This window comes from Rhizobium favelukesii (genome assembly GCF_000577275.2).
GTDB classification, from domain to species: Bacteria; Pseudomonadota; Alphaproteobacteria; order Rhizobiales; family Rhizobiaceae; genus Rhizobium; species Rhizobium favelukesii.
In genome coordinates this window covers 332,453-357,045 of the sequence record NZ_HG916855.1, presented here as the reverse complement: position 1 = coordinate 357,045, position 24,593 = coordinate 332,453, and the positions used below count along the sequence as shown (strand labels likewise).

General features: G+C 59.7%; 22 protein-coding genes and 1 pseudogene. 9 read left to right on the top strand and 14 right to left on the bottom strand.

Translation table 11 applies throughout. The annotated features are described in order from the left end of the window. Nucleotides 1–51 precede the first annotated feature (51 nt). The 5 genes from LPU83_RS65180 to LPU83_RS65160 form a co-directional block, all read right to left on the bottom strand. Nucleotides 52–717 carry a nitroreductase gene (locus tag LPU83_RS65180; protein ID WP_024317221.1) on the bottom strand — a complete coding sequence of 222 codons (666 nt, stop codon included), beginning with the start codon at nt 715–717 and terminating at the stop codon, nt 52–54. Between the two features lie 77 nt (nt 718–794). Beyond that, nucleotides 795–1,712, bottom strand: coding sequence for an MBL fold metallo-hydrolase (locus tag LPU83_RS65175; RefSeq protein WP_037071080.1), 918 nt, complete (start codon nt 1,710–1,712; stop codon nt 795–797). Nucleotides 1,713–2,377: 665 nt separating this feature from the next. Continuing rightward, on the bottom strand, nt 2,378–3,130 hold the full coding sequence (locus LPU83_RS65170; protein ID WP_024317223.1) for an SDR family oxidoreductase: 753 nt from the start codon (nt 3,128–3,130) through the stop codon (nt 2,378–2,380). Nucleotides 3,131–3,221: 91 nt separating this feature from the next. Further along, nucleotides 3,222–3,629 (bottom strand): cupin domain-containing protein, encoded by a 408-nt coding sequence (locus LPU83_RS65165; RefSeq protein ID WP_024317224.1) that lies wholly within the window; start codon nt 3,627–3,629, stop codon nt 3,222–3,224. Nucleotides 3,630–3,714: 85 nt separating this feature from the next. Continuing rightward, the gene (locus LPU83_RS65160; RefSeq protein ID WP_024317225.1) at nt 3,715–4,470 is read right to left on the bottom strand and encodes an SDR family oxidoreductase; all 756 of its coding nucleotides are present in this window, start codon (nt 4,468–4,470) and stop codon (nt 3,715–3,717) included. A 545-nt stretch (nt 4,471–5,015) separates the two neighbouring features. On the opposite strand from LPU83_RS65160, the gene LPU83_RS65155 reads away from it, so the two are divergent. Genes LPU83_RS65155 through LPU83_RS65140 form a run of 4 tightly spaced genes read left to right on the top strand, consistent with a single transcriptional unit; the run spans nt 5,016 to nt 11,209 of the window. Continuing rightward, entirely contained in the window at nt 5,016–9,497 is a 4,482-nt protein-coding gene (locus LPU83_RS65155; RefSeq protein WP_024317226.1) for a PAS domain-containing protein, read from the top strand. After that, nucleotides 9,494–10,135: a response regulator transcription factor gene (locus LPU83_RS65150; RefSeq protein ID WP_024317227.1), complete on the top strand. Its 642-nt coding sequence runs from the start codon at nt 9,494–9,496 to the stop codon at nt 10,133–10,135. The genes LPU83_RS65155 and LPU83_RS65150 overlap by 4 nt, the downstream gene beginning before the upstream one ends. Nucleotides 10,136–10,137: 2 nt before the next feature. Next, a complete protein-coding gene (locus LPU83_RS65145) occupies nt 10,138–10,515 on the top strand; it encodes a response regulator transcription factor (protein WP_024317228.1) in 378 nt (125 codons plus the stop codon). A gap of 1 nt (nt 10,516) precedes the next feature. Next, entirely contained in the window at nt 10,517–11,209 is a 693-nt protein-coding gene (locus LPU83_RS65140) for a response regulator transcription factor (RefSeq protein ID WP_024317229.1), read from the top strand. A gap of 216 nt (nt 11,210–11,425) precedes the next feature. On the opposite strand, the gene LPU83_RS75975 is transcribed toward LPU83_RS65140, so the two are convergent. Further along, the gene (locus LPU83_RS75975; RefSeq protein WP_024317230.1) at nt 11,426–11,659 is read right to left on the bottom strand and encodes a DUF4145 domain-containing protein; all 234 of its coding nucleotides are present in this window, start codon (nt 11,657–11,659) and stop codon (nt 11,426–11,428) included. Between the two features lie 159 nt (nt 11,660–11,818). Between LPU83_RS75975 and LPU83_RS65130 the strand changes: the two are divergent. Further along, nucleotides 11,819–12,250: pseudogene (locus tag LPU83_RS65130) on the top strand (IS66 family transposase); the annotation flags it as partial. Between the two features lie 58 nt (nt 12,251–12,308). On the opposite strand, the gene LPU83_RS75970 reads toward LPU83_RS65130, so the two are convergent. From LPU83_RS75970 to LPU83_RS65085, 8 genes are all read right to left on the bottom strand, one after another. Next, nucleotides 12,309–12,599: a dihydrofolate reductase gene (locus tag LPU83_RS75970; RefSeq protein WP_051166722.1), complete on the bottom strand. Its 291-nt coding sequence runs from the start codon at nt 12,597–12,599 to the stop codon at nt 12,309–12,311. 736 nt (nt 12,600–13,335) lie between these two features. Next, a complete protein-coding gene (locus LPU83_RS65115; protein ID WP_024317232.1) occupies nt 13,336–14,325 on the bottom strand; it encodes a Bug family tripartite tricarboxylate transporter substrate binding protein in 990 nt (329 codons plus the stop codon). 56 nt (nt 14,326–14,381) lie between these two features. Continuing rightward, the gene (locus LPU83_RS65110) at nt 14,382–15,887 is read right to left on the bottom strand and encodes a tripartite tricarboxylate transporter permease (protein WP_024317233.1); all 1,506 of its coding nucleotides are present in this window, start codon (nt 15,885–15,887) and stop codon (nt 14,382–14,384) included. Between the two features lie 9 nt (nt 15,888–15,896). Next, on the bottom strand, nt 15,897–16,358 hold the full coding sequence (locus tag LPU83_RS65105; RefSeq protein WP_007800836.1) for a tripartite tricarboxylate transporter TctB family protein: 462 nt from the start codon (nt 16,356–16,358) through the stop codon (nt 15,897–15,899). Nucleotides 16,359–16,500: 142 nt separating this feature from the next. After that, nucleotides 16,501–17,484, bottom strand: coding sequence for a tripartite tricarboxylate transporter substrate-binding protein (locus tag LPU83_RS65100; protein WP_024317234.1), 984 nt, complete (start codon nt 17,482–17,484; stop codon nt 16,501–16,503). A gap of 182 nt (nt 17,485–17,666) precedes the next feature. Further along, a complete protein-coding gene (locus LPU83_RS65095) occupies nt 17,667–19,010 on the bottom strand; it encodes a sigma-54-dependent transcriptional regulator (RefSeq protein ID WP_024317235.1) in 1,344 nt (447 codons plus the stop codon). After that, nucleotides 19,007–20,836, bottom strand: coding sequence for a sensor histidine kinase (locus LPU83_RS65090; protein WP_024317236.1), 1,830 nt, complete (start codon nt 20,834–20,836; stop codon nt 19,007–19,009). Before LPU83_RS65090 ends, LPU83_RS65095 begins: the two co-directional genes overlap by 4 nt. Before the next feature lie 545 nt (nt 20,837–21,381). After that, nucleotides 21,382–21,663, bottom strand: coding sequence for a hypothetical protein (locus tag LPU83_RS65085; RefSeq protein WP_024317238.1), 282 nt, complete (start codon nt 21,661–21,663; stop codon nt 21,382–21,384). 358 nt (nt 21,664–22,021) lie between these two features. On the opposite strand from LPU83_RS65085, the gene LPU83_RS65080 reads away from it, so the two are divergent. From LPU83_RS65080 to LPU83_RS65065, 4 genes are all read left to right on the top strand, one after another. Then, nucleotides 22,022–22,291, top strand: coding sequence for an acylphosphatase (locus LPU83_RS65080; protein ID WP_024317239.1), 270 nt, complete (start codon nt 22,022–22,024; stop codon nt 22,289–22,291). 159 nt (nt 22,292–22,450) lie between these two features. Then, nucleotides 22,451–23,101: a Rieske 2Fe-2S domain-containing protein gene (locus LPU83_RS65075; RefSeq protein WP_024317240.1), complete on the top strand. Its 651-nt coding sequence runs from the start codon at nt 22,451–22,453 to the stop codon at nt 23,099–23,101. After that, on the top strand, nt 23,101–23,937 hold the full coding sequence (locus tag LPU83_RS65070; protein WP_024317241.1) for an aromatic ring-hydroxylating oxygenase subunit alpha: 837 nt from the start codon (nt 23,101–23,103) through the stop codon (nt 23,935–23,937). Before LPU83_RS65075 ends, LPU83_RS65070 begins: the two co-directional genes overlap by 1 nt. Continuing rightward, a complete protein-coding gene (locus LPU83_RS65065) occupies nt 23,934–24,593 on the top strand; it encodes a glutathione S-transferase family protein (protein WP_024317242.1) in 660 nt (219 codons plus the stop codon). The genes LPU83_RS65070 and LPU83_RS65065 overlap by 4 nt, the downstream gene beginning before the upstream one ends.

Below are 24,593 nucleotides of genomic sequence, written 5' to 3'. Positions count from 1 at the left end.
TGACATCACCGATTCTTGAGGCGGATGCACTCCTTATTATGAGATATTCGGCTAACCGCCGACGAACGTGACCGTTTCGTGGAGCGGGGCGCGGCCCGTACGGGCGGAACTTGTCGAGAGGTCCTCGTACCCGATCGACATGCCGCAAAAGAGGATGAGCCCGTCCGGGGGTGACAGCACCTCCGCGACCGTCTCGCGGACCTGCGACCACGCCATCTGCGCGCAACTGTGCAGCCCTTCGGCGCGGAGCAGCAGCATGACGCTCTGCAGATACATGCCTACGTCGGCCCATTGGGGCCGGCCCAGGTCGCGGTCGATGTAGCAGAACAGGGCGGCGGGCGCGCCGAAACAGTTCCAGTTGGCGATGGCTGCCCGCTGCCGCGCCTCCCAGTCCTCGCGCGCAATGCCGAGCGCGCTGTAGCGCTCCTTGCCGAAGGCGGATCGGCGCTCCCCATAGGGGGACTTCAGCACTTGCGGGTACATCTCATACTGCCGCTCGTCCCAAGCGTCGCCGTGGGCCACGCGCTCGACGGCGCATGTCTTGAGCTCGGCCAGCGGCGCGCCGGTCAGCACGTAGGTGTTCCACGGCTGAATGTTCGATCCGGACGGCGACCAAGCTGCGGCGGATAGCACGCGCTCAAGCACCTCCCTCGACACGGGCTCGTTTTTGAATCCGCGCACCGCCCGTCGGCTTTTGACTGCCTCGTATACGTCCATGATGATCTCCTCCTTGTCGCCGGCCATCCGTTCGTTCAAATGCCGGTCGTCTAGTTCGGCCCTAATCCGACAGGCAGTCAGTAGTCCCAGAAGATCGGCACCCAACGAAAGGCATCGCCCTCCACCGCCACATGGCCGATGGATGGGAACGGCAGGTGAGTGGCCACCAGAAGCTCGCCGCTCGCCGACAGCTCCCGCAAAAGGCGGATCCGAACGCGGGCCGCTTCCTCGGGGTCGTGTTCGAAGCCGTTGAACCAGTCCGGGTGCTCGAACCCGACAGCGAACACGGCATCGCCGGCGAACATCAGACGGTCGCCGCCGGACGCGAGGCGTACTACGCTGTGCCCGGGTGTGTGGCCGCCGGTGCGGGTGACGACCACCCCCGGCGCGACCTCGTACACCTCCTCGAACGTCTGCAGATTGCTGCGATACTCTTCCGCGAACCGCTTGGCGGCCGCCCGAAGCGCGTCCGGGAACCCCTGCGGCATGGAGACGTGGGAGAAATCGGGGTGCGTCCAGAACTTGACCTCGGCTTCCGCCACGTGGATTCGCAGGTCCTTACGCAACTGGTCCTTTACCCCGTCGACGAGCAGCATGCCAATGTGGTCCATGTGCATGTGGGTCAGCACCACGTCGGTCACGGACGGAAGATCGATGCCGGCGGCGACCAGCCGATGGGCCAGTTGCCCGGCCTTCGGCAAGTTCAAGTTCGGGTCGTCCCCCAGCCCGGCGTCGATGAGTACGGTCCGGCCGCCGCTGCGCACCACGACCACGTTCAGCCCCCAATCGAGCGTCTCCGTCGGCAGGAAATTGTAGTCCAGCCAGGCCGCCCGGACGGTCGGGTCGGCGTTGTGGCCCAACATCTTGCCCGGCAGCGTCAGCACTCCATCGCTGACCACCATTACGTCAATCTCGCCGATCTTCAACGCGTAGCGCGACGGAACCAACTCGTCGGCCCCCGGTCTACCGGGATGTGAAACGTTGTCCGAGCTCATGTTAACCTCCTGCTGATTTCCTGATTGAATTTCAATACTCGCGTTTGCAATGGAGAGTGAATCACCTTGTGGTATAGGCTGCGTATGTCTCACGCATAGGAATCGTTACCTGTGAATTCATTGCAGTTGTCCCTTCCGATGTTGGCGGGCGTGAAGTTGCCAGCCGATCACACCAAGGCAGATACCGGCTGTACAGATCGCGACCTCGGCCTCCTTAAAGAGGTCGATTGAGGCCGTCGAGTTCAGCGCGACTCTGTCCCGGATCAGCTGTGCCCGGCGTTCGTCGAAGCCCGATTCCCTTCAAAGGTCCTGGCAATATCGGCGGCTTCAACCTCGAAGCGCCTCGCCCGTTGAAGCGCTCATTCAGCGTGATGTCGTGGAGCACGGTCCCGACGGCGACCACCTCCGCGTCGTGTTCGATGGACTGAATTTGTCCCAACCGTGCCGCAAAGAGCCAGGAGCGGATAACGTGGTTGAACAGATACGGTTCACATCGTTCCCGGGCATACTCCATTGCTTGGGTCACAATCGGCGTGTCAGGAACCGAAATTCCCGGTCGGTTGCGTTCATGTCCATCCCAGTTTTGGTTCGGGAAGGGCGGAAGCCCTCCTTATCTCCCAGTTTGCTGGCCGTTCGCTGGTGTCGATGGCGATGTCGGAAGACGTCTAATTGGCCATGGAACGGTACAGCCAGTCGACATAGCTCAGCGAACCGACACGCGCTCCCGCAAGCGGCAGCAATGTGTCATCGTTCAGTTCGACGCCGTAGTAGCGGGCGCTGTTATCTGTCACGACCTGGCGCATGTCTTCGTTTGCTGCAAGGTGCATACGTGCAATCTCGTCGAGACCGAACTGGTCGTGCCCGCCGATCTCCACGGTATCGTTCTTTGCTGCCCCCATCGCCAATTCGACCAGCATCTCAGCGACGTTGTCAGCAGCGATCGGCCTTACTGATGCCGAGGGAAGCCGGAAGCCGTCTCCGTCTGCGCCCATGTCGACTACGCCACTGATAAACTCGAAGAATTGCGTGGAATGGAGGATGGTATAGGGCCGTCGCGCTGCCCTGATGAGATTTTCCTGCACCATCTTCGCGCGGAAATAGTCACTTTCAACAAGGCGCGGTGTTCCCACCACGGAAAGCGCGAGGTAGTGCCTGACCCCCGCATCTGCTGAGGCACCCAACATGTTCCGGGTGGAAGCCTTGAAAAAATCCAGGGCCGTGTCGTCGCCAAACGACGCGGCATTGGTGACGTCGATGACAACGTCGGAACCCACTATGGCCGCTCGCAGGCCTTCCCCCGTCACACTGTTGACGCCGAGTGAGGTGGACGCAGCTGTCACCTCTGCGCCTGCCTGCCCAAGTTTCTCTACGAGGTGCGTCCCGATTCGCCCGGTCGCCCCCATAACCGTGATTTTCATCGACTTGCTCCCTCTCTCGTGCCTTGGGCAGCGGTCTGGTTTAGCCCTGCCATGCAGCTGGCAAACATTGGACCGTCGCCAGCCTGGGGAGTCACTCCACCGGCATGACGACCGGAGCGTCCTTGTTCTTGAGCAGCACGACGATGAATTTCGCCGGTTCCGTCGTGCTCGCATTTCGGCTGATCAAATGAATGTCGGAGGGGCCTTCGTAGAAGGTCTCGCCCGGCGACAAGGTGACTTCTTTCTCTCCCTTGACCTGCATCACGATCGAACCCTCGAGAACGTAGACGAATGCATTTGCGTCGTGCTTGTGGATAGGGTCGGAGCCTCCCGGCCCATACTCGACCGATATCATGAGCGCCTCCTTGCCGGGATAGTTGGGAAGGTCCTTGCTCATGAGCGATGTGACCTTTGCAGCGTTTCCGGCTACGGCAACCTGCAAAGTGCCAAGTAGGCAAACTGAAGCCGACACAAATATCGTTAACAAAGCTGACTTCATTGTCGTTATCCCTTTGGTTGTTGAATGCATATGTGCGTTCGAAAGCTGGGCAAAAGACGAGCCCAGAGATGGTTCGACGCTTAGCTTACTTCGGCTGTTGGGACGAACGGAACCAGTCTTGGAAGCCGACCTTGCCGATCCGCGCACTTTCGCCGGGCACGATCGACTGATCGTTGAGTTCAGATCCGAAATAGCGCGCATGGACGTCTGCCTCGACCATCCGCGGGTCGTTGGCCGCTTTCAGGTACCGGGCAATGATCTCGTTCATGGGAGCGCGCTCGGGACCAGCAATCTCAATCGTGCCGTTAAGCGGCTTCCCGAGGGCGACATCCGCCATCACATCGGCAACGTCATCCGAGGCGATAGGCTGGAAAGCGGCCGGTGACAAACGAGCGACTGCGCCGACCGTCGCTTCGTCGGCAATACCCTTCAGAAATTCCATGAACTGGGTGGAATGGACGATCGTGTAGGGGATGGATGATTCCTTGATCAGCCTCTCCTGGGCAAGCTTCGCCTTGAAGCACCCGTTGTCCGGCAGCCGTTCCGATCCGACGATCGAGAGGGCAATGTGGTGTTTGACACCAGCCTTGGCATCGGCGGCGAGCAGGTTGCGGCCGGCCGTTTCGAAGAATTCAAGCACAGCCTTGTCTTCCCACGATGGTGCGTTTGCAAGGTCAATGACGACCTCGGCACCGGCCAGCGCTTCCGCAACTCCTTCGCCGGTGACGGTGTTGACGCCGGTGTTGGGCGACGCGGCCAGAACCTCGTGGCCCTTGTTGCGCAAGCGCGCTGCGGTCTTGGACCCGATGAGCCCGGTGCCGCCGATAATGACAATTTTCATGACTATCTCCCTCGTTGTGGCGCTCTCGGGCCAAATGACTCGATCGCATCGGAAAGTGACAGGGGAGACAAAATCATTCTATCGTGCAGAGGGTGTAGCGCTCTAGTCACCAGGTATAGGTGACATGTCCAAGGTGATAGGCGCGATACGCAGGATGCACGGGCTGACAATAACTGCTCGTCGGTTCAGCCGCCGACGTGGCTTCATTGCAATTCACTCCGTCATGCGCAGGTTCGAGAGTTTGCTCGATCCGGACACGATGAGTGACCGCGAACGGAGCTACTGAGACAATTACCCTCGTTTGATGAGGTAATGTTGTCGCCTGGCCCGGCCGAATTTTTCCGGTTCGCCCGGGCCTATTCCAGCTTTCCAGACACACAGCGCAGCGGCAATGTCTCCCGACAATGCATGGATTTCCATGAGTTGCGACTGGAGCCTTGCGGGATTACGCTCGGATCATGAGTTCGCCAGCTCCAAAATCGAGAATACGTTCTGCACGAGACGCTGATGGTCCTCTGGCTTTCTTTGTCCGACAGGAGCTGCTGATGATGCGCATCTGGTCGCACCGCCCCCAATTCTTGCATCTGGGTCTTTTTATTGCCGCCTATGTCCTGGGCTGCGGATTCGCCCAGTTGCTCGCAATCGTGCCTGGAACAGGTATTTCCATTTGGCCGCCGAGCGGGCTTTTCATTGCTACGCTTGTTCTTGCCTCCAGGCCTAGCTGGCCGTGGTGGATTCTGGGCGGCTGTCTGGCTGAATTGTTCAGCAATTTCCTGTGGTTTCACAGTCCGCTGCCTGCTGCCTTCCTGATGTATATCGGCAACGCTCTAGAAGCGGTAACCGGGGCATGGCTCGTGAGCCGGACTTTGAGGCGACCGGTTCGGCTGGAAACCCTGCGGGAAGTTCTTGCATTCGTCTTACTGGGCGCAGGAATTGCGCCAGTTGTAAGCGCGACGGTGGGAAGTGCGACGCTTGCGTGGTTTGGCATACGATCGCAAACCTTCGGAGCGGCTTGGCCCCTTTGGTGGATCGGAGACGCCACTGGGGTCTTGATCGTAGCTCCACTGGCGCTGGTCGTATTTCAGAACTGGCACGGCAAAGCCCAGTTTTCGGCCGTTCGTTGGATCGAAGCCTGCGTCCTGGGGCTGATCTTTCTCGGCGTCGCCGCCCTTGCCCTGAGCGGTTACCTCCCCTTCGCCTATATCATCATGCCGCCTCTCCTTTGGGCTGCGGTGCGTTTCGAGTTCAAAGGCGCGGCCGTCACCTTGGCTCTCCTCGCACTGATCACCGCCGCTTTCACAATATCCGGCGCCAGTCCGTTTGCCGGCGATCCCGAGTCCCAGGAACACAAGCAGATCATGCTGCAGCTTTTTCTGGCGATCTCGGCATTTTCAGCGCTCATCGTGGCCGCGATATCCCGGCAGCACCAACTGGCGATGTTTACGTTGCGCCAAAGCGTAGAGGCCTTGCGCGACCGGGAGCAGGAGCTCTCGCAACTGGTCGATATGGTCCCGAGCCACGTTTGGCGTCTGAGGCCCGACGGCGAGCCCACCTTCTTCAACAGGCGCATGGTCGATTTCCTCGGTCTGGACGTCAGTGATGCCGACAAACCGGGCATGAGCCGGTTGGAGGCTGTCATTGGAACCGTCATTCATCCCGATGATGCGTTTGAGCTCAGGAACACCTTGAGACGTTGTCTTGTCACTGGCGAGACGTTCGCCATGCGCTATCGACTGCGGCGGACCGACGGCGTCTATCGCTGGATGTCAAGCCGTGCTGAGCCGATGAGGGATCAGACTGGAAGCATCACCCAGTGGTATGGCATCGGTCACGATGTCGAGGACCAGATGCAGGCCGAGGAGGCAGTGCGGCGCAGTGAGCGGCAGCTTCAACAACTGATCGACGCTGTGCCGGCCATGATCTGGACTGTAACGAGCGAAGGAAAGCCGGACTACGTGAACAAGCAGTTCACAGAAATTGTGGGTGCTACCCTTGCCGATATGAGAGCGCCTGACGGCATTGCGTCATTAAATTTGATCCATCCTGAAGACAAGCAAAGGGCAGCACAGGCATTGGCCGACTCGCTTGTTACCAGACAACCTTACAGCCTGAGGCTTCGGCAAATTCGGCACGACGGGGTCTATCGCTGGGTTGAGGCCCGGGTTGCGCCTCTGCAAGATGAGTCCGGTGCTATCCTGCGATGGTACGGCGTCAATGTCGACGTCGACGACGAAGTTCGCGCGCAGGAGGCGCTGCGCGAGCGTGAGCGCGAGCTGTCGCTGATCGTTGATATGGTTCCGGTACATATTGGCCGCATGTCGCCCGATGGCGAGCCGACTTTCTTCAGCAAGCGCACCCTGCGATCCATCGGCATCGACCATGTCGCGGCCTGGGACAAGCCGGAGGTGAGCCGCCTGGCGGCACTCATCGGTGCAACCGTCCACCCGGAGGATGGACCGCGCATGCGAGAGGTGCTCAAACATGCGCTGGCCACCGGTGAACCCTATACCATAAGGTATCGCCGGCGCAGCGCGGACGGCGTCTATCGCTGGATGGAGGGCCGCGCCGAACCATTGCGGGATGAAAAGGGAGTAATCGTGCAATGGTACGCGGCTGCCATCGACATCGATGAAGAGGTGCGCGCGCAGCAGGCGTCGCAAGAGCGGGAACAGGAGCTCCAGCAGTTGATCGACGCGGTGCCCGCTCTGATTTGGGCCACTACACCCGAAGGAACGCCGATCTACATCAACAAGCGCTTCAGGGATGTAACGGGCGCTACACTCGAGGATATTACCGCGCCCGATGGTTCGCCGTCCCTGAGCGTGATCCATCCGGACGACAGAGACGCGGCTCGGCAGGACGTCAGCGATTCGTTCAGAACGGGTGCCCCCTACGTTCAGAGGTATCGTCAGCTGCGGATCGACGGCAGCTATCGTTGGACTGAGACCCGGGCAGAGCCGTTGCGCGACGATACCGGTGCGATTGTCCACTGGTACGGGGTCAGCGTGGATATCCACGATCTCGTGACTGCGCAGGAGGCCTTACAGCAAGGCGAACGCCGCTACCGCGACCTCTTCCACTATATGCCCATCGGACTCACCCAGGTGGATGCAAGCAAGCTCATTCCCCTATTCAAGGAGTTGCGGGCACAGGGTGTGACGGAACTCAAAACCTACATCGACGAACATCCCGAATTCCTGCCGCGTGCGGTGGATGCTCTGGAGGTTGAAGAAGTCAACCAACATATCATCGCGATGTTCGGCGCAAAGGATGCCGGAGAGATGCTCGGGCCGATTGCCCGTTACTGGCAACCGAGCATTGCCACCATACGCCGCTCCATCGAGGCGCGATATCGTGGCGAGGAAGTCTTTCAGGAAGAGACCAGGGTGGCGCGCATGGACGGCAGCGTCATCGATGTCCTTTTCACGACCGCTCGCCCCGGTGCGGTTGCCGACAAGAGTCTGGTCGGCTTCATCGATATCACAGAGCGCAAGAAGGCCGAGGTGGCATTGCGCAACCGGGAACGCGAATTCTCGCAGCTCGTCGACTTGGTTCCGAGCCTGCTATGGCGGCTAAGCCCGGCGGGCGAGCCGGTCTTCTTCAGCAAGCGCATGATCGAGTTCCTCGGTTTGGATGTAGGGGATTACGATGGGTCGGAAATGAGCGGGCTAGCTGCAGCCATAGCGGCTCTCGTCCATCCCCATGATGCGGTCCGACTGGCGGAAGCGCTCGACCACTCCTTCGCCACCGGCGAGACCTTTTCCCTGAACTATCGCCTGCGTCGTGCAGATGGGGTCTATCGCTGGATGTCGGGGCGTGCGGAGCCCCTGCGGGACGAGAGCGGGCGGATCGTCCAGTGGTACGGCCTCTCGCATGACATCGACGATCAACTGCGCATCGAGGAGGAGGTGCGCGAGAGAGAACGGTCGCTCTGGCAGCTAGTTGAAACACTGCCCGTAATGATCGATTGCGCCGCGCCGGATGGGGAGCCGCTCTATCGCAACCCTCAACTCCGCGATTTCCTCGGATATAAGCTCGAAGACCTGGACGGAACGGGGAAGTCCCGATTGGCCGGCACACTCGATGCCGGCGTTCATCCTGACGAGGTCGCTGGCGTCAAAGAGAACTATGCGTATTCATTGACTACGGGCGAGCCATATGCGCGTAGACACCGCCTGCTGCGATTCGATGGCGAATATCGCTGGGTCGAGACGCGTGCTGCGCCAATGCGTAACGCCGGAGGTGCGATCGTTCAGTGGAATGTCATCTGCCTGGATATCGACGGCGAAGTTCAGGCGGAGGAAAAGTTGCGTCTTGCGCAAGAGAGCCTTGCCCGGGCAAGCCAGGCAGCGAGCCTCTCTGAGCTTTCGGCTTCTATCGCGCACGAGGTGAACCAGCCCCTGGCGGCCGTCGTTGCAAACTCGCACGCCTGCCAACGCTGGCTCATGTCCGAACCGCCAAATATCGAGCGAGCGGAGAAAACGGTAGAGCACATCATTCGGGATGCCAACTCGGCGGCTGATGTTGTCAGCCGCATTCGCGCCTTGTTCAAGCAATCCCTGGACACGAGGATCCATACGGCACTCGCCAGCGTGATCAACGAAGCACGGAGCCTGGTGGCTGTTGAAGCGTCACGGCGTCGCGTGCGGATGGAGGTGAAGATCGACGGCGACTTTCCGCTCGTCGCCATGGATCGCGTCCAGATCCAGCAGGTTCTGATCAATCTCATTCGCAACGGCATGGAGGCAATGGACTCTATTGCAGGCGACAGAGTGCTGGGGATACGCATGCGCCATATGGGGGATGTCATCCAGACTGATATCAGCGATCGAGGCCAGGGTATTGAATTTCCCGACAGAATATTCGAGCCATTCTTTACGACAAAAGAAGACGGCATGGGCATGGGGCTGGCGATCTGCCGTTCGATTGTCGAGTCACACGGCGGACGATTGTGGGCGGAGAACAACGAACCGCATGGCGCGACGTTCATCTTCACCTTGCCGGTTGAAATGAAGGCAGTGCCATGAAAACCGATGATCATATTGTCTTCATCGTAGATGACGATGAACGAATTCGAGAGGCCCTCTGCGAGCTCTTGGACTCGCATGGCATGCGCGCTGTCGCATTTGGATCTGCGGGCGACTATGTGAACGCGGATAAGCCAGACGTACCTGCCTGCCTCATCCTCGATATCGAATTGCCTGATATCAACGGCCTCGACCTGCAGAAGCAGATCGCGGATGGGGCTCATCCGCCGATCGTCTTCATCACAGGGCACGGCGACATTCCATCTTCGGTGCGTGCGATCAAGCACGGCGCGGTGGATTTCCTGACCAAGCCTTTTAGCGATGCGGATCTGATGGCGGCGGTCCATGCAGCGATTGCCGAGGATCGGCAAAAGAGGTTGGAACGCGCTGAACTCCGCATGCTGAGACAACGCTACCTGGAGCTGACACCGCGAGAGCGCGAGGTCCTGCCGCTCGTCGTGAGTGGTCTTCTCAACAAGCAGGCGGCAGCAGAGCTGGGGATCAGCGAAGTCACGCTGCAAATCCACAGAAGGAACGTGATGCAGAAAATGGCGGCGGCGTCGCTCGCCGATCTCGTGCGTATAGCAGAGAGATTGGAAACACCGATTACCCATTCGCGCAGAGTGGGAGGGAATTGAACATGAACAAGACAAGACATGTCGTGGCAATTGTTGATGACGATCCAAGAATGCTTGAGTCGGTGGGCAATCTTCTGGAATCTGCGGGCTATGTGGCTCGCAGCTTCTCGTCGGCAGCATCGTTGCTCGTCAACGGACTATCGGACCTGGATGTGCTCATCACCGATATAGGGATGCCTGGAATAGACGGCTTTGAACTTCGTGACGTCGTGAAGAAGGCACGTCCGGAACTGCCGGTATTCCTGGTCACGGGCCGCCACGAAATAGCGGATCAGAGCCGCGCTCAAGGCATCAGCGGTTTTTTTCGCAAACCCTTCGATGCCCAGGCGCTGCTCACGGCCATCGCCAATGCGTTACACAAGTCGAGAGATGGAGGGTGACATGAGAGTTGACCAACCGTTGCTGCAGAGTTCGGCGGCGTTATCACCACAGCGCAGAAATGAAGAGGATCAGCCGCTTGTCGCTATTGTCGATGATGATGCATCTATTCGGGAAGCGTTGGCGGAATTGATCCTGTCAGCGGGCCTCCAGCCGGTCAGCTTTGCCTCGACCCGCGAATTGCTTGACGCCGATATATTGGACAGCCCCGGCTGCTTGATACTCGATGTGCGCATGCCCGGCGCAAGCGGTCTCCATTTGCAGCAGCAGCTGGCGGAAAACGGCAACCCCAAGCCGATCATCTTTCTGACCGGGCATGGTGATATTCCGATGACCGTCCAAGCGATGAAGGCCGGCGCGGTGGATTTTCTCACCAAGCCGGTGCGGGACCAGACACTGCTTGACGCTGTGACCACGGGCATCGCGATGGATGCCGAACGACGGGCGGAAGCCATGATCGCCAGGCGCAATATCGAACATCTTGAGACGCTGACGCAGCGCGAGCGCGAGGTGCTGTATAAAGTGGTGCATGGACGTCTTAACAAGCAGATCGCCTTCGATCTCGGCATTAGTGAAGTGACCGTCAAGCTGCATCGCAGCAATGTCATGCACAAGATGGAGGCCGCCTCCATCGGCGAACTGATCCGGGCGTGGGAAACTCTGCCGGCGCAAATGCGTCAGGCCGGCGCGCGCTAAATTGAAACCGCTGTGCGGGAGATCTGCTCCGGCAGAGCGGTTCGAATACAACTAAATATGCTCCGCATTCGATATACTGCGTGCAGCAATTCGGCAGCTTAAGCAGCCAACTCGTATCCATACGAGCAGGGCCGCGGGATTTTGGGCGCCGCGCGCAGATCTTACGCTTGCCGCAGCACCGCGCGCCATCCTCAAAGCGTTCGTCATGGCGGAACGTTATGACAAAGTCGGTGTTGACACGCCCTTCCCTTTCGCTTCCACGAGCTTTCGAGCGGTTTCGCTGAGCCTTGTCCTGCGGGTATCTATAAGGTCTTCAAGTGCTAGCTCGAGAATTTCGAAGCAATCGATCAACGTGGTGAAATCCCGACGTCCTTCGTGACTGCCTACATTTCCAACGTGTCTCAGAGCGTCAAGCGCTTCCTGATGATCGGGTGATGTCTCAGCCAGCATCTTGATCCGTTCCACCAGCCTTTTCCGCGCGTGATACCAAGGTCGTCCAGAAGATGCTCAACCACAATCCTCAAACGGTTCGCGCATGAGCCAAGATCGACCCACAAAAGGCTGAACGCGATCCGCAAATGCTCTTTGCATGTCTTCGACAAATTCTTCGTGCGGGATCTCGTGTGGCGGTTCTACCGGACGCTGAAGAGCGTCAGGCGAAAGCCCTCGCGCGGCCTTGCCGCCGCATTCCACAAACGCTTCGCGCGCATCTTCTCGCTGCGCACCGGCTATCATGACCTCGACAAGCTTCTGGCTCGTCTCTCTCGCCGAAAGGATGAATTGCTCAAGGTGTTGGAACGGCCGGGCATTCCGCTGCACACCAATGCGCCGGAGAACGATCTGCGCAGCTTCGTCACCAAGCGAAAGATCTCCGGCGGCACGATGAGCCGCGATGGCCGCGTCGCTCGCGACACCATGCTTGGGCTAATGAAGACCTGCAGGAAGCTCGGTCTGTCGTTCTGGCACTATCTCGGCGACCGCCTCGGCCTCGATGGCCAGGCTACTCCGCCGCTGGCCGCCCTGGTCGCGGCAAAGGCCTGAGCGCCCAAGGATCCTGCGCGCCCCGGCGGTCGCCATCTGCATCACCAATCACGCGGGATCAAACCTTGTCACGCGAATTCGGGAATCCGGAGCTGCGTTCATAGATGCGGCGCGTGTAAGGTATCGCACCTTCAACTCGCTCTTCAGCGCAAATTGAGAACTCGTCCTCAGGAACGAATGGAAAAAAGCGGTCACCACCGAATACAGTGTCCAGCACGGTCAGATGAATCCGCTCGGCGAGCGGAAGGAAGAGCTCATAAATCTCCTGACCACCACCAATGATGATCTCTGAACCCGGCAATTCCGACGCCAATGAAAGTGCCTCGCTGACCGACGCAGCCGAGCGCACCTCAGAAGTCTGGGAAGCGAACGAGCGAGATAGCACGATGCAATGCCGACCCGGGTAGCGAGAGATAGGTCATGCGTCCTATGATCAGAGCATTGCCCATTGTCACTTCCCTGAAGCTCTTTGTTCGCCGGGGATGTGCCATGGAATATCGTTGCCTTTGCCGATGGCACGGCCGGCATCGATAGCTGCGATCAGGACAATAGGCTTCATGGCTGTGCTCTGTTCAATCGGCAGATGGGCGGCATCGCTCTATCGTGGAATCGGCCAAATGTTAGCGGCATCGTCGGTGATCGCAATGTCCAAAATGAGCGCATTTCGCCCGTTGCGCGATGTCCCCGCCTCCGACTGTGGAAAGACACATAGCCGGAGTGAACACAAAATCGGCACTGCCAACAATTTGCCCCGGTTACGCAGCAGGGAGCCTATGGGCAGTTTTGTAGAATCATAACGTATTGAAGTTATGGTAAATCCGCCATTAACCAGAAGCTATGATAGTATTTGATTCCGCCACCCAACAGGATACTGCAGGCCACGCCTCACTGCCGATAAGTATCGCTTATCGATGGTGATGCGGTTTTGGCGTCGCGACAAATGTCGATCACCACTGCGATTGGAAAGCAGCGGCGTCCAGGTTCAGCCGGTCAAAGGCTCCGCTCCTCGCGCTTGGCCAATGGAGCGACGATCGCTGTCGCTCACTCCATCCACTCGGCAACGCTCGCCTGAGATTTGGCAGTGCCTATTCGAGTTCAATCTTGGCGTCGCGCACGACAGGGGTCCATTTGGCGATCTCCGCCTTTACATGTGCGCCGAGCTGCTCGGGCGTCGAACCCACGACAACGGCACTGAATTCGGCCATGCGCTTGCTAACGCCTGGATCGGCGAGCGCCTTGTTGGCCGCCAGGTTCAGACGAGCAACGACGTCTGCCGGAGTGCCGGCGGGCGCAAACAGCGCGTTCCAGGTATAGGTTTCGTAGCCCGGAACGGTCTCGGCAACCGTTTGCACATCGGGGAAGGACGGGGCGCGCTGCTTGGTGGTGACCGCAAGCGCCCGCAGCGTGCCGCTCTTGATATGGCCGGACGACGACGGCAGGTTGTCGAACATGATCGGAACCTGATTGCCCAGAACATCGTTCAAGGCCGGGCCCGAGCCCTTGTAGGGGATATGTTCCATCTCCACCCCGGCCATTGCCTTGAAGAGCTCTCCGGAAAGATGCAGCGGCGTGCCGTTGCCGGACGAGGCATAGCTGTAAGTGCCCGGATTGGCCTTGAGGAGTGCGACCAGTTCGGCAAGTGTTTTGGCCGGCAGTGCGGGATTGACGACGAGAACGTTGGGAACCAGAACCAACAGCGAGATTGGGGCGAAATCCTTTTCGGGATCGTAGGGGGTCGACTTCAGGATTAGCGGATTGAGCGCATGCGTCGCAACCGTCCCCATCAGGATCGTATAACCATCCGGATCGGCCCGTGCGACATTGTCGGCGCCAAGATTTCCGCCCGCACCTGCCACGTTCTGCACGATCACCTGCTGGCCGAGATCTTCGGACATCTTCTGCGCGAGAATGCGGGCAACGACGTCAGTCGATCCGCCGGCCGCAAATGGCACGACCATCGTAACCGGCCGATTAGGAAAATCCGCCGCAAGCGATGGTGATCCAGCCACCAGCGTCGCTGCCAAGGAAAGGCCTGCAGCAAGCGTGTCTCGACGCGTCAGGGTCAGTCTCGTCATCCAAATTCCTCCTCGTTGCGGTCTGTTTGTCAAGGTGATGCGATCACCCCGTTTGCTCAGTCTTCTTCCTGGAAGACCTCCTCGCGCTTGGCTTTTACCGACGGCAAGAACACGACCAGCAGGACAGCGAGCGCAATCAGCAGCAGGATGGCACTGATCGGACGCGTCACGAACGTCATCGGATCGCCGCGGGAAAGGATCATGGCGCGCCTCAGGTTTTCTTCGAGCAGCGGGCCCAGCACGAAGCCAAGAAGCAATGGTGCCGGCTCGCAGCGCAGCTTGACCAGCAGGTAGCCCGCCAGCCCGAAAAAGGCGACTGCGTAGAGGTCGTAAACGTTGCTATTGACGCTGTAGACCCCGACGGAACAGAAGGCCATGATGATCGGAAAAAGCACGTAGTAGGGAATGGTCAGCAATTTCACCCAAAGGCCGATCAGCGGTAGATTGAGGACAACCAGCATGAGATTGCCGATCCACATCGAGGCGATGATCCCCCAAAACAGCGCCGGCTGCTCGCTCGCCACGTTCGGACCTGGCACGATCCCCTGAATGATCATGGCGCCCACCATCAGTGCCATCACCGGATTTGCCGGGATCCCCAGCGTCAACAGCGGAATGAACGAGGTCTGGGCGCCGGCATTGTTGGCCGATTCCGGCCCTGCAACACCGGCAATCGCCCCGTGACCGAACTCCTGCGGACGGTCGGAGATGCGCTTTTCCACCGTATAGGACGCAAAGGCGGCAAGGATGGCACCGCCACCCGGCAGGATGCCAAGTGCCGACCCGATCGCCGTGCCGCGCAGCACCGGTGCGATCATCCGCCGGAATTCCTCTCGCGTCGGCCACAGACCGCTGACCTTGGCCATCAATACCGTTCGGGTCTTCTCGCCCTCCAGATTGCGCAGGATTTCGGCAACACCGAACACGCCAACGGCAACGGCAACGAAATTCAGACCATCGGCATATTCGCGAATGCCGAGGGTAAAGCGGGGCGTTCCTGTGTAGATATCCGTCCCGACCAATCCGAGCAGCAGCCCGAGCGCCACCATCGCGAGAGCCTTGACAATCGAGCCATGTGCAAGGGCAACCGAGGAAACCAACCCGACGATCATCAGCGAGAAATACTCGGCGGCGCCGAATTTAAGGGCAAGCGCGGTCAAAGGGATTGCGAAGATCGCCACAAGAAAGGTCGAGACGGTGCCGGCAAAGAACGAGCCGAGTGCCGCAATCGACAGTGCTGCCCCTGCTCTGCCGCGACGGGCCATCTGATAGCCATCGATGGCAGTCACCGCCGACGAAGATTCGCCCGGCATGTTGATAAGAATGGCCGTGGTCGAGCCGCCGTACTGGGCGCCGTAGTAGATGCCGGCAAGCATGATCAGCGAGGAAACCGGCTCGAGCTGGAACGTGATTGGCAACAGCATCGCGATGGTCGCGGTCGCCCCGATTCCCGGCAGGACGCCGATCAAGGTGCCAAGCAGCACGCCGATCAGGCAGAAGAGAAGGTTTTCGGGCGAGGCAGCGGTGGTGAAGCCAAGGGCGAGATTACTGACGAGATCCATCGACGCCTCCTAGAACCGGACCCAAGGGCCGAAGCGCTCGAATGGCAAGCCAAGCGCGTAGCTGAAGACGGCGACCGAAAAGAGGGTTATTGCGGCTGCAAGTATAATCGCCAGCGGCACCTTCATCCGTGAGGAAGCGAAAGCCGCAATAAGCGCCACGACGAACAGCGACGGCACGAAACCGAGACCGCGCACCGTCAATCCAAAGACGATGGGTGCTGGCAGGATAAAGGCCATTCCGCGCAATGCGATCGGGCCAAGCGGTTCGCCCTGGACCCGTGTCGCCTGGATCAGCACGATCAGGCCAAGACATGTCAGGACGACAGCAAGCAGCAGCGGAAAATAGCCCGGGCCCATTCGCAGCGCAGTGCCGAGTTCAAGGTTGAGGCATTGATAAATGAAGAAACAGCCGAGCCCGATGAAGAGCGCGCCGCAAAGGGCATTGGTGCTGTCGAATGTCAATGATTTCATATCTCCCCCTGTGGCGGTTGCCGTCATGTCCCTGCTGTCACGGCACGAAAAATCCAGACATTGCCGCACAAACGGCAAGGGCAGCCAGGTGCTGCCGCAACAGCGCCGCCCGAAACGCATTCCGGGCGGCAACCGACAGTGCTTAGTCGGCGTACTGCCCCGCCGCCTCGATCACCGGCTTCCAGCGGGCAATCTCGGTTTCGAGCTTGGCCTTAAGGGCCGCCGGTGTCGCGTCAGCGTCCGGCGACGGCTCGGTGCCGAGTTCGGCAAAGCGGGCAACGACGTTTTGATCCTTGAGCGCAACCTGCAGCGATTTCGACAGCCGCTCGGTCACATCTGCCGGCGTGCCTTTTGGGGCATAAATCCCGTGCCAGATACCGACCTGGAAATCGGCAAGACCGCCTTCGACGGCAGTCGGCACATCCGGCAACACCTTCAGGCGTGCGGGCGAGGTGACGGCGTAAGCCTTGATCGTGCCACCCTGGATCTGCTTGGTCGTGTTCGTGGTCTGATCGCACATGATGTCGACCTGGCCGCCGAGCAGGTCGGTCATTGCGGGGCCAGTGCCCTTGTAAGGAACCGTGGTCAACTGCGTTTGGATCGCGCTCATCAGCATCATGCCGCACAGGTGGGAAGCCGCGCCGATGCCCGCATTGGCAACGGTAACGCTATCCTTGTTGGCCTTGATGTATTCGACGAGGCCCCTGAGGTCGCTCGGCTCGAAATCCTTGCGCGCAACGATGGTCATCGGCACGTCTGTCACGAGGCCCACATATTCGAAGGAGTTCAAAGTGTCATAGGCAAGCTTGCGGTAAAGCGTGGCGCTTGTCGCCATGCCGATATGATGCAGGAGCACCGTGTAGCCATCCGGGTCTGCCTGTGCGACGCGGCCTGCGCCGAGCGTGCCACCGGCCCCGCCGACATTTTCGACGACAATCTGCTGGCCGAGATCCTTCGACATCGACTCGGCCACGAGACGGGCCACAGTATCCGTCGGGCCGCCAGCGGCGAACGGAACGACCATCGTGATGGTCCGTTCCGGGTACGTTTGAGCGATTGCGGACCCTGACATGAGCGAAACGGCGGCTACGGCCGTCATGGCCAACAAGGCATTCAATATTTTCATTTCATCCTCCCGGTAACCGGCCGGAGCAGCTCCCCCCGCCCCGGTCACAACTGTTACTGTGGAGCGCTCAATGCGCCCGACAACCGGGCGAGGTGCCGCTTGTCGCATTTTCCTGCATCATATAGCACAAGATGGGTAGGAAAGGGGACAAACGGGCGGAATCATGGGTGGATTTCCACCCATCACGCTTCGAGTTCGTCATCACCCGCCCCGCCTTTCTCAAGCCCGTATTTCTGCATCTTCTCATAGAGGGTCTTTCGCGAAACACCGAGCATCTCGTAAACCGGACGCAAGCTTCCGTGAGCGGCAAGCGCGCTGGCAATGAGGCCACGCTCGTAAGCGGCGACCCTGTCGGCGAGCTTTCGGTTTTGCAAAGCCGTGTCCTCAGGCTGCAGGTCGAGACCGAGAACCAGTCGGTCGGCGGCGTTGCGCAATTCGCGCACATTGCCCGGCCAGCTTCGCGAGCCGATCTTGCCCATCGTCTCCGGCCGTACCTCTATGTCGCTACGCCCGTAGCGGGCCGCCGCCTCTCGAACCAGCTGGAGAAACAACAGCGGAATATCTGCCTGTCGCTGCGCAAGCGAGGGCACGTGAATGGTCGCGACGTTGAGACGGTAAAGGAGGTCAGGGCGAAAGCGCCCACGCGCCACTTCCGTCTCCAGATCGACCTTGCTCGTGGCGATGAAGCGCACGTCGAGCGATACGGGATCGTTGGAGCCCAAACGGGTAATAATGCGCTCCTGCAGGACACGCAGGAATTTCGCCTGAAGATCGAACGGCATCGAACCGATTTCGTCGAGCAGGATCGTGCCGCCACGGCCGTGCTCGAACTTGCCATATCGCGGTCGAAGGGCCCCGGGAAAAGCGCCGGCTTCGTGTCCGAACAATTCACTCTCGATCAGGGTCTCGGGCAAGGCTGCGCAATTGATCGCGATGAACGGCTTGTCGGCCCGGGCACTGGTGTCGTGCAGCGCACGGGCGACGACTTCCTTGCCGGCGCCCGTCTCACCGATGATCAGCGTGTCGGCATCCGTGGCTGCAATGGCTCGCAGCCGATAGCGCAGATCCACCATGGCCTGCGTGCGTCCCGGCAGACGAGCCTCGATGTCGTCGCGCTTGCCGGCCACAGCACGCAAACGCCTGTTCTCGAGAACCAGGCTGCGCCGATCCAGCGCGCGTCGGATGATGCCAACAAGGTGCTGGGCCGCGAACGGCTTTTCGACAAAGTCATAGACCCCGGCATGCATTGCGCTGACTGCGAGCTGCACGTCCGCATGTCCCGTCACCAGGATGACCGGTATCTCGGAATCCATCTCGCGTATGCGCTGCAAGAGCGTCATGCCATCCATGCCGGGCATCCGGATATCGCTGATCACCACGCCGTCGAAGCCATATCCGACACGTTCCAACACCGGTTCTGCATTGGCGAAGGTAACGACATCCAGCCCAAACAGGCTGAGTGCCTGGGCAGAAGAGCGACGCATCTCCTCCTCATCGTCTATCAGAAGTATCCGGCCGCCGCTCATTCGGCCGCCTCGCTGATTGCCGGCGCGGCATCAAGCACAATCCGGAATTCGGCGCCGCCGTCCTGTGCGTTGACAACCGAAAGGCTGCCGCCGAAATCCCTGATGATGTTGTAGGAGATCGACAAGCCCAGCCCGAGGCCGCGGCCAACGCCCTTCGTGCTGAAAAACGGATCGAAGATTCGATCGGCAATCGATGGGGCAACACCTGGCCCGTGGTCGCGCACAGTCAGGATCACTTTGGCACCGTCGCTGGCGGCCACGACATGGATCCGCCTGTCGTCAAAACCCTCCACCGCATCAGCGGCATTGGTGATGATGTTGACAAGAACCTGCTGCAGGCGCACCGAGCCTGCCTGCACGGCGGCAGATGGTTCGCCGAGATCGACAACGAGCGTCGCGTCCGCCACTTTCAGGCGTGCAGAAACGATTTCAAGAGTATCGGCCATTACGGCCGCAAGCGAAACTGGACCTATCTTCTCGTTGGGCTTGCGCGCGAAATTGCGCAGGTGCCGGCTGATCGACGCCATCCGGTCGATCAGAGCGGAGATGCGAGAAAGGTTGTCACGGGCCTCATCAACGCGATTGCGCGCAATCAGCATCGCGGCACTGTCCACATAGGTCTTGGCGGCAGCAAGCGGCTGGTTGAGTTCATGCGACAATGCCGCTGACATTTGCCCGAGGCCAGCAAGCTTTCCTGCCTGAATGAGATCGGCCTGCGTCTGGCGGAGCTTGCGTTCCGTCAGCCGTCGCTCGCCGATTTCCTCTTTGATGCGTTGATTGACACGTGCCAGATCAGCGGTTCGCTCTTCGACACGCTGCTCCAAATCACTGCGCGCATCGATCTGCATGCGCATTCTCTCCTGCGCGCGTGCGCGACGCTGCAACACGATCGCGACAACCAGCCCCGACAGGCCGATGGAAAGCAGGACCGCAATGAGCATTGTCCGTGCCTGTGCATGCACGGAACTCGTGTCCATCAGGACACTGACGGTCCAGTCTGCGTCGTTCATGTAGTGAGAAAGGGTCAGATATTCCCTGGTGGCGCCACCGTCGGCAATCGTGATCAGGCGATGACCTCCCATATGCTGCTCGCTCATTGGAAGCGGCTTCAACACGGCCTCGGCATAGCGACGCGATGCCTGGGTGCGTTCAAGGCGCTCCTCTGTCAGTGGCAAGATGCCGGAATACAGCCACTCCGGGCTGCCGGTCATGAAAATGATGCCTTCCGGATCGGACACGAATATCTTGTACTCGCCGCCCTTCCACGACGCCTCGATCGAATCGATATCAACCTTAAAGACGATAACGCCGCGTATAGTTTCACTCACCCGAATTGGCGAGGCGAAGTAATAGCCTCGCTTCAGCGAGGTGGTGCCGAGCGCGTAGAACCGCGCCTGACTGCCTTTTGCAGCATCCTGGAAGTAGGGTCGGTAGCTGAAATTCTCCCCCACGAAGCTCGTCGGGCCATCATAATTGCTTGCGGCGATGGTATCGCCATTCATCCTCATCACATAGATGTCGGATGATTCAAGCAGGCTGTTGATCTCTTTCAGATAGGTGTTTGCTTTATCGCGCAGAGCCTGATTATCGGGGTCACTGACGAGTTGCTTGATATCGTCGTGGTCGGCGATCAGCTCCGGGAGCGGTTCGTATCGGCTCAGATGCCCGGCAAGTGCCGAGACAGCGAGGCGCAAGGCGGAGCCGGCCTGCAGTGAGGCCTCGTCCATATAGCTTCGCGTCGCCAATTCTCTGCCGGGAAAGGTGGCAGCATAGCAAACGGCCAATAACAGGCAGAGCCCTACAAGGACACGAAATCGCTGCTTCACGAACCTGGGCTCCTCCCTTCCCTTGGCCTGCCGCCTGTTCCGGCCGCAGGCCAAGTCTAGAGTTCAAAGCCGCAGTTTCCAAGAGCGCACGTTAACAGCACCAGGCAGCTTAGACGCTCGAACGCGAGAGGTGGCAGATTGTGGGAAAATAGCGCCCTTAAACGCAATCATCGTGATGCGTTCACCGCGTCTCACTTCACCACATGGTTACACGCGGTTTCATTCAGTGACGGAACGGCCCTTTGCAGCCGATCGTTTCCTAGCTGAAAGGAGACACCATGCGCGACGAATTGCTTGAAACATCGTACTCGCCGGCCACACTGCAAAAACAATACTGCCTCGACAAGGGTGAAGCGCGACGGTTGCTGACCAGTTTCGGGAGCAGCCAGCATGAAATGGACAGGCTGCTTGCGGCACGAGGCAGGACAAGATTGCATCGAAAGCGCGAAATTCACACACCCATCTCGCGCGCTCCCTTCGGGATCGGATAGCCACTGGTTCTGACTACGATCTCAGACGCCGAACGGCCCGGTGCACTTAGCCCACTAATGCAAACTGCTTTCAGATCGCGCCCGGTCCTCGAACGAAGCGACGAGCGAGATGCCTTGCTCGAGTAGAATGGTGGCCGCCTTCAGCTCCAGCGGTGAAAGGTCGCTGGCCAGGCCGCGGATCGTTTTTGCAAGACAGGTCGAGTTGGCGGCATACTTGATGTCGCCGATTTCTCGCGCCTGCCCGGCGGTTTCTTCCAGCGCTTCGGCGACCAGCGACATGATGTCGGAGCGTTCGCGCAGTGTCATTTCGTCAAGCGTCTTGCCAGGTTCCTGCATCGAGATCTCCTTAGCGCGCATGACTGCGATGGGATCGTCCAGCCGCTACACAATCTCTCTCATTGGCCTCTCTCATTGGCGGGTATTAGCGGCGAGGACCGCCTCACACCAAAATGGATATTGACATCTATCAAGACAAGGCATGGCTTCCACGCCGCCGACACATGCCAAGACCGCCGCTCGCAAAGACCGCCGCCATCAATGCGAGAACCCTTCCTAAAGCAGCTGATCGTGACGAAATTTAGCAGGTGCACGTCGCCCCCAGATGAAGCTGGAACCGGTGACAAGAGCATCACGGGGCTTTCGCAAGTTCTTTTCGGCGCTATGCTATCACCAGAGGCAAGCCCGCGAGACCTTCATGACCGAAGAACATCAAAGCCCATCGCAGGAACGGATGACGATCCTTGGTGATCTTGATGCCGCCTCCTTCATTCCATGGATTGAACGCCACGCGGCAAAGCTTGGGCTGTCGCAGGCCATATCTCATACGAGCGCCGATCGGATCGAACTGGAGGTCACCGGGCCGACAGAACTGATCGACATGATGGAGATGGGCTGCTGTCTCGGGCCGATCGACGTCTGGGTCGAAACGATCCTTCGCACACTGGTCGGCAGCGACGCAGATTGACAGTTGCGCAGCCGCAGAATTATCCCCTGCCCTTTATTTAATCAGCGTTGCCAATGCGAAATAATTATGCAAACGTGAGGGCTGTCTGGAGCAGGCCGCCCGCCTTTGGCGTCGCGTTTGCAACTGGCAAGACATTGATAATATTGTGAAAGTTTAGCCATGCCACCCGATACGACGGGCTGTTGGACGCCAGTCGCCCTTTCCGCGGATCTGCCGTCGGGAACGGTAATGCCGGCACGCACACCGGCCGGATCGATCGCGCTGTGGAGAAGCGAGGCAGGGCGTGCATCTGCATCGGCGGACCGATGTCCGCATCGTGGCATGCGCCTGTCCCATGGCTTTGTCCGCGGCGAGGCTTTGTCCTGCATCTATCACGGCTGGAGTTATGCACAGGCCGGACACTGTCTGCGCATTCCGGCCCATCCGGGCCTCATTCCGCCGCAGACGATCCGCGTCGCAACACAACAGGTCGAAGAATCCGGCGGGGTGATCTGGGTCGCTGTTGGAGAGCGGGACGACGGGCCACCGCGATTTCAAGGCCTCTTGCCTCTGCGCTCGCTGACGGCTGATGCCGGCATCGCCGCCATTGAAGCCGCAGCCGGCGAAAAGACGGGCGCCGACGGCCTTCTCAGGACCGCGCGGCATTCGAAAGAGATGTCACTTTTGCTTGTCGCACAGGCGCAGGCCCAGACGCTCGTTCATGTTCTTCTCAATGGCGATGCCACGCCTTGCGAACGCATCTTGGCCTCCCGGGCCGCCGAGACCGTCCGGCGCGTGGCCGAAGACGTCGAAACAAAAGGGCTTGCGTGATGGCACAAGGAGCGATGCTCGACGAGTGGTATCCGGTCAGCCTCTTCAGCCAGCTCGACGGCAAGGCGTACAAGACCGCTCTGATGGGCGAACCGATCGAAGTCTCACGCGACGGCGGCAGCGCTACAGTCACCTCAAGCGATCGGCGCCCGCTGCCCGTTTGCGTTCGCTATGGCCACGTCTGGTCCTCTCTCGGCGCCCCGCAAAAGGACCTGTTTTCGATCCCCGAGGCTGATCAGCCTGGTCGCCGATTTGTCGATGTTGGCGTCGTTCGCGTGCGGTGTTCGCCGCTTCGCGCCGTGGAGAACTTTCTCGACATCGCGCATTTTCCCTTCGTGCATACCGACATCTTAGGGGCCGAACCGCACACCGAGGTGCAGAACTACAGGGTCGAAATCCGAAAGGACGAAGTCTGGGCAACACAGGTGAAGTTCTACCAGCCACAGGCTGCAAAATCGGCAAGCGGCGGCATCACGACGGAATACATGTACCGGGTGCCGGCTCCGACCTGCTCGGTGCTTTACAAGACCTGCCCGCCGCGCCCCAGCGAATGGGACGTCATCACGCTCTTCGTGCAACCGCTCGCTGAAGATCTGTGCGACGTCTGGCCATGGATGGCGCTGTTCGACGATGTCACACCGATGACCGATCTCATCCACTTCCAGCAGACGATCTTTCTCCAGGACCGGTCGATCCTTGAAAACCAGATCCCGCCTCTTCTGCCACTCGACCCCGGTATGGAAATCCCGACGCGAGCCGACCTGACGTCGGTCGCTTACCGACGCTGGCTGAAACGCCACGACTACACCTATGGCGCACAGTTGGTGGCGCAATGAAGCTCTACGATTATATCCTTTCGCCCAGCTGCTACAAAGTGCGTCTGATGGCGGCACTGACGGGCGTCAAGCTCGATATCAGACCGGTGGATTTTCATCCCGGCGCCGAGCATCGCGGGCTCGAGCTCATGGCGATTAACCCTGCAGGCTCCATACCGATCCTCAAGGACGGCGAGCTGATCCTGACCGAATCGTCTTCCATGCTTGTTTATCTAGCGGCAAGGAGTGCTCCAGAGTGGCTCGGCGGCGGCACGGCCGAGGAAGCCGCCCGCGTGCAGCAGTGGCTTTCCTTTTCGCACCGGCTGACGGCAAGTCTTGGCGGCGCGCGTCTGCATGAGATGCTACTGCGTCCGGGGGATATTGCCGTCCTCCAGGCACAGGGGATTACGGCGCTACGCGAGTTGGAAGCCGGGCTCGTCGAACAGAAGCTGCGCGGCATGCCGTTTCTCGCATCACGCCATCCGACAGTCGCCGATATCGCCTGCTTCCCCTACGTGGCGCTCGCGCCGGACGGTGGCGTTTCACTCGATCCCTATCCCGCAATCCGCCTCTGGTCGCGCGCAATCCGCGCGCTTAACGCCTTCATCGAGATGCCCGGCATCCACCGACTGCACGAGCTGAAGCCCGAACCTCAGATCGGGTCGGGCGAGGAGTGA

Coding starts and splice junctions, on each gene's coding strand:
- LPU83_RS65180 (WP_024317221.1), bottom strand. CDS start 717: ATGGACGTATACGAGGCAGTCAAAAGCCGACGGGCGGTGCGCGGATTC.
- LPU83_RS65175 (WP_037071080.1), bottom strand. CDS start 1,712: ATGAGCTCGGACAACGTTTCACATCCCGGTAGACCGGGGGCCGACGAG.
- LPU83_RS65170 (WP_024317223.1), bottom strand. CDS start 3,130: ATGAAAATCACGGTTATGGGGGCGACCGGGCGAATCGGGACGCACCTC.
- LPU83_RS65165 (WP_024317224.1), bottom strand. CDS start 3,629: ATGAAGTCAGCTTTGTTAACGATATTTGTGTCGGCTTCAGTTTGCCTA.
- LPU83_RS65160 (WP_024317225.1), bottom strand. CDS start 4,470: ATGAAAATTGTCATTATCGGCGGCACCGGGCTCATCGGGTCCAAGACC.
- LPU83_RS65155 (WP_024317226.1), top strand. CDS start 5,016: ATGATGCGCATCTGGTCGCACCGCCCCCAATTCTTGCATCTGGGTCTT.
- LPU83_RS65150 (WP_024317227.1), top strand. CDS start 9,494: ATGAAAACCGATGATCATATTGTCTTCATCGTAGATGACGATGAACGA.
- LPU83_RS65145 (WP_024317228.1), top strand. CDS start 10,138: ATGAACAAGACAAGACATGTCGTGGCAATTGTTGATGACGATCCAAGA.
- LPU83_RS65140 (WP_024317229.1), top strand. CDS start 10,517: ATGAGAGTTGACCAACCGTTGCTGCAGAGTTCGGCGGCGTTATCACCA.
- LPU83_RS75975 (WP_024317230.1), bottom strand. CDS start 11,659: ATGCTGGCTGAGACATCACCCGATCATCAGGAAGCGCTTGACGCTCTG.
- LPU83_RS65115 (WP_024317232.1), bottom strand. CDS start 14,325: ATGACGAGACTGACCCTGACGCGTCGAGACACGCTTGCTGCAGGCCTT.
- LPU83_RS65110 (WP_024317233.1), bottom strand. CDS start 15,887: ATGGATCTCGTCAGTAATCTCGCCCTTGGCTTCACCACCGCTGCCTCG.
- LPU83_RS65105 (WP_007800836.1), bottom strand. CDS start 16,358: ATGAAATCATTGACATTCGACAGCACCAATGCCCTTTGCGGCGCGCTC.
- LPU83_RS65100 (WP_024317234.1), bottom strand. CDS start 17,484: ATGAAAATATTGAATGCCTTGTTGGCCATGACGGCCGTAGCCGCCGTT.
- LPU83_RS65095 (WP_024317235.1), bottom strand. CDS start 19,010: ATGAGCGGCGGCCGGATACTTCTGATAGACGATGAGGAGGAGATGCGT.
- LPU83_RS65085 (WP_024317238.1), bottom strand. CDS start 21,663: ATGCAGGAACCTGGCAAGACGCTTGACGAAATGACACTGCGCGAACGC.
- LPU83_RS65080 (WP_024317239.1), top strand. CDS start 22,022: ATGACCGAAGAACATCAAAGCCCATCGCAGGAACGGATGACGATCCTT.
- LPU83_RS65075 (WP_024317240.1), top strand. CDS start 22,451: ATGCCACCCGATACGACGGGCTGTTGGACGCCAGTCGCCCTTTCCGCG.
- LPU83_RS65070 (WP_024317241.1), top strand. CDS start 23,101: ATGGCACAAGGAGCGATGCTCGACGAGTGGTATCCGGTCAGCCTCTTC.
- LPU83_RS65065 (WP_024317242.1), top strand. CDS start 23,934: ATGAAGCTCTACGATTATATCCTTTCGCCCAGCTGCTACAAAGTGCGT.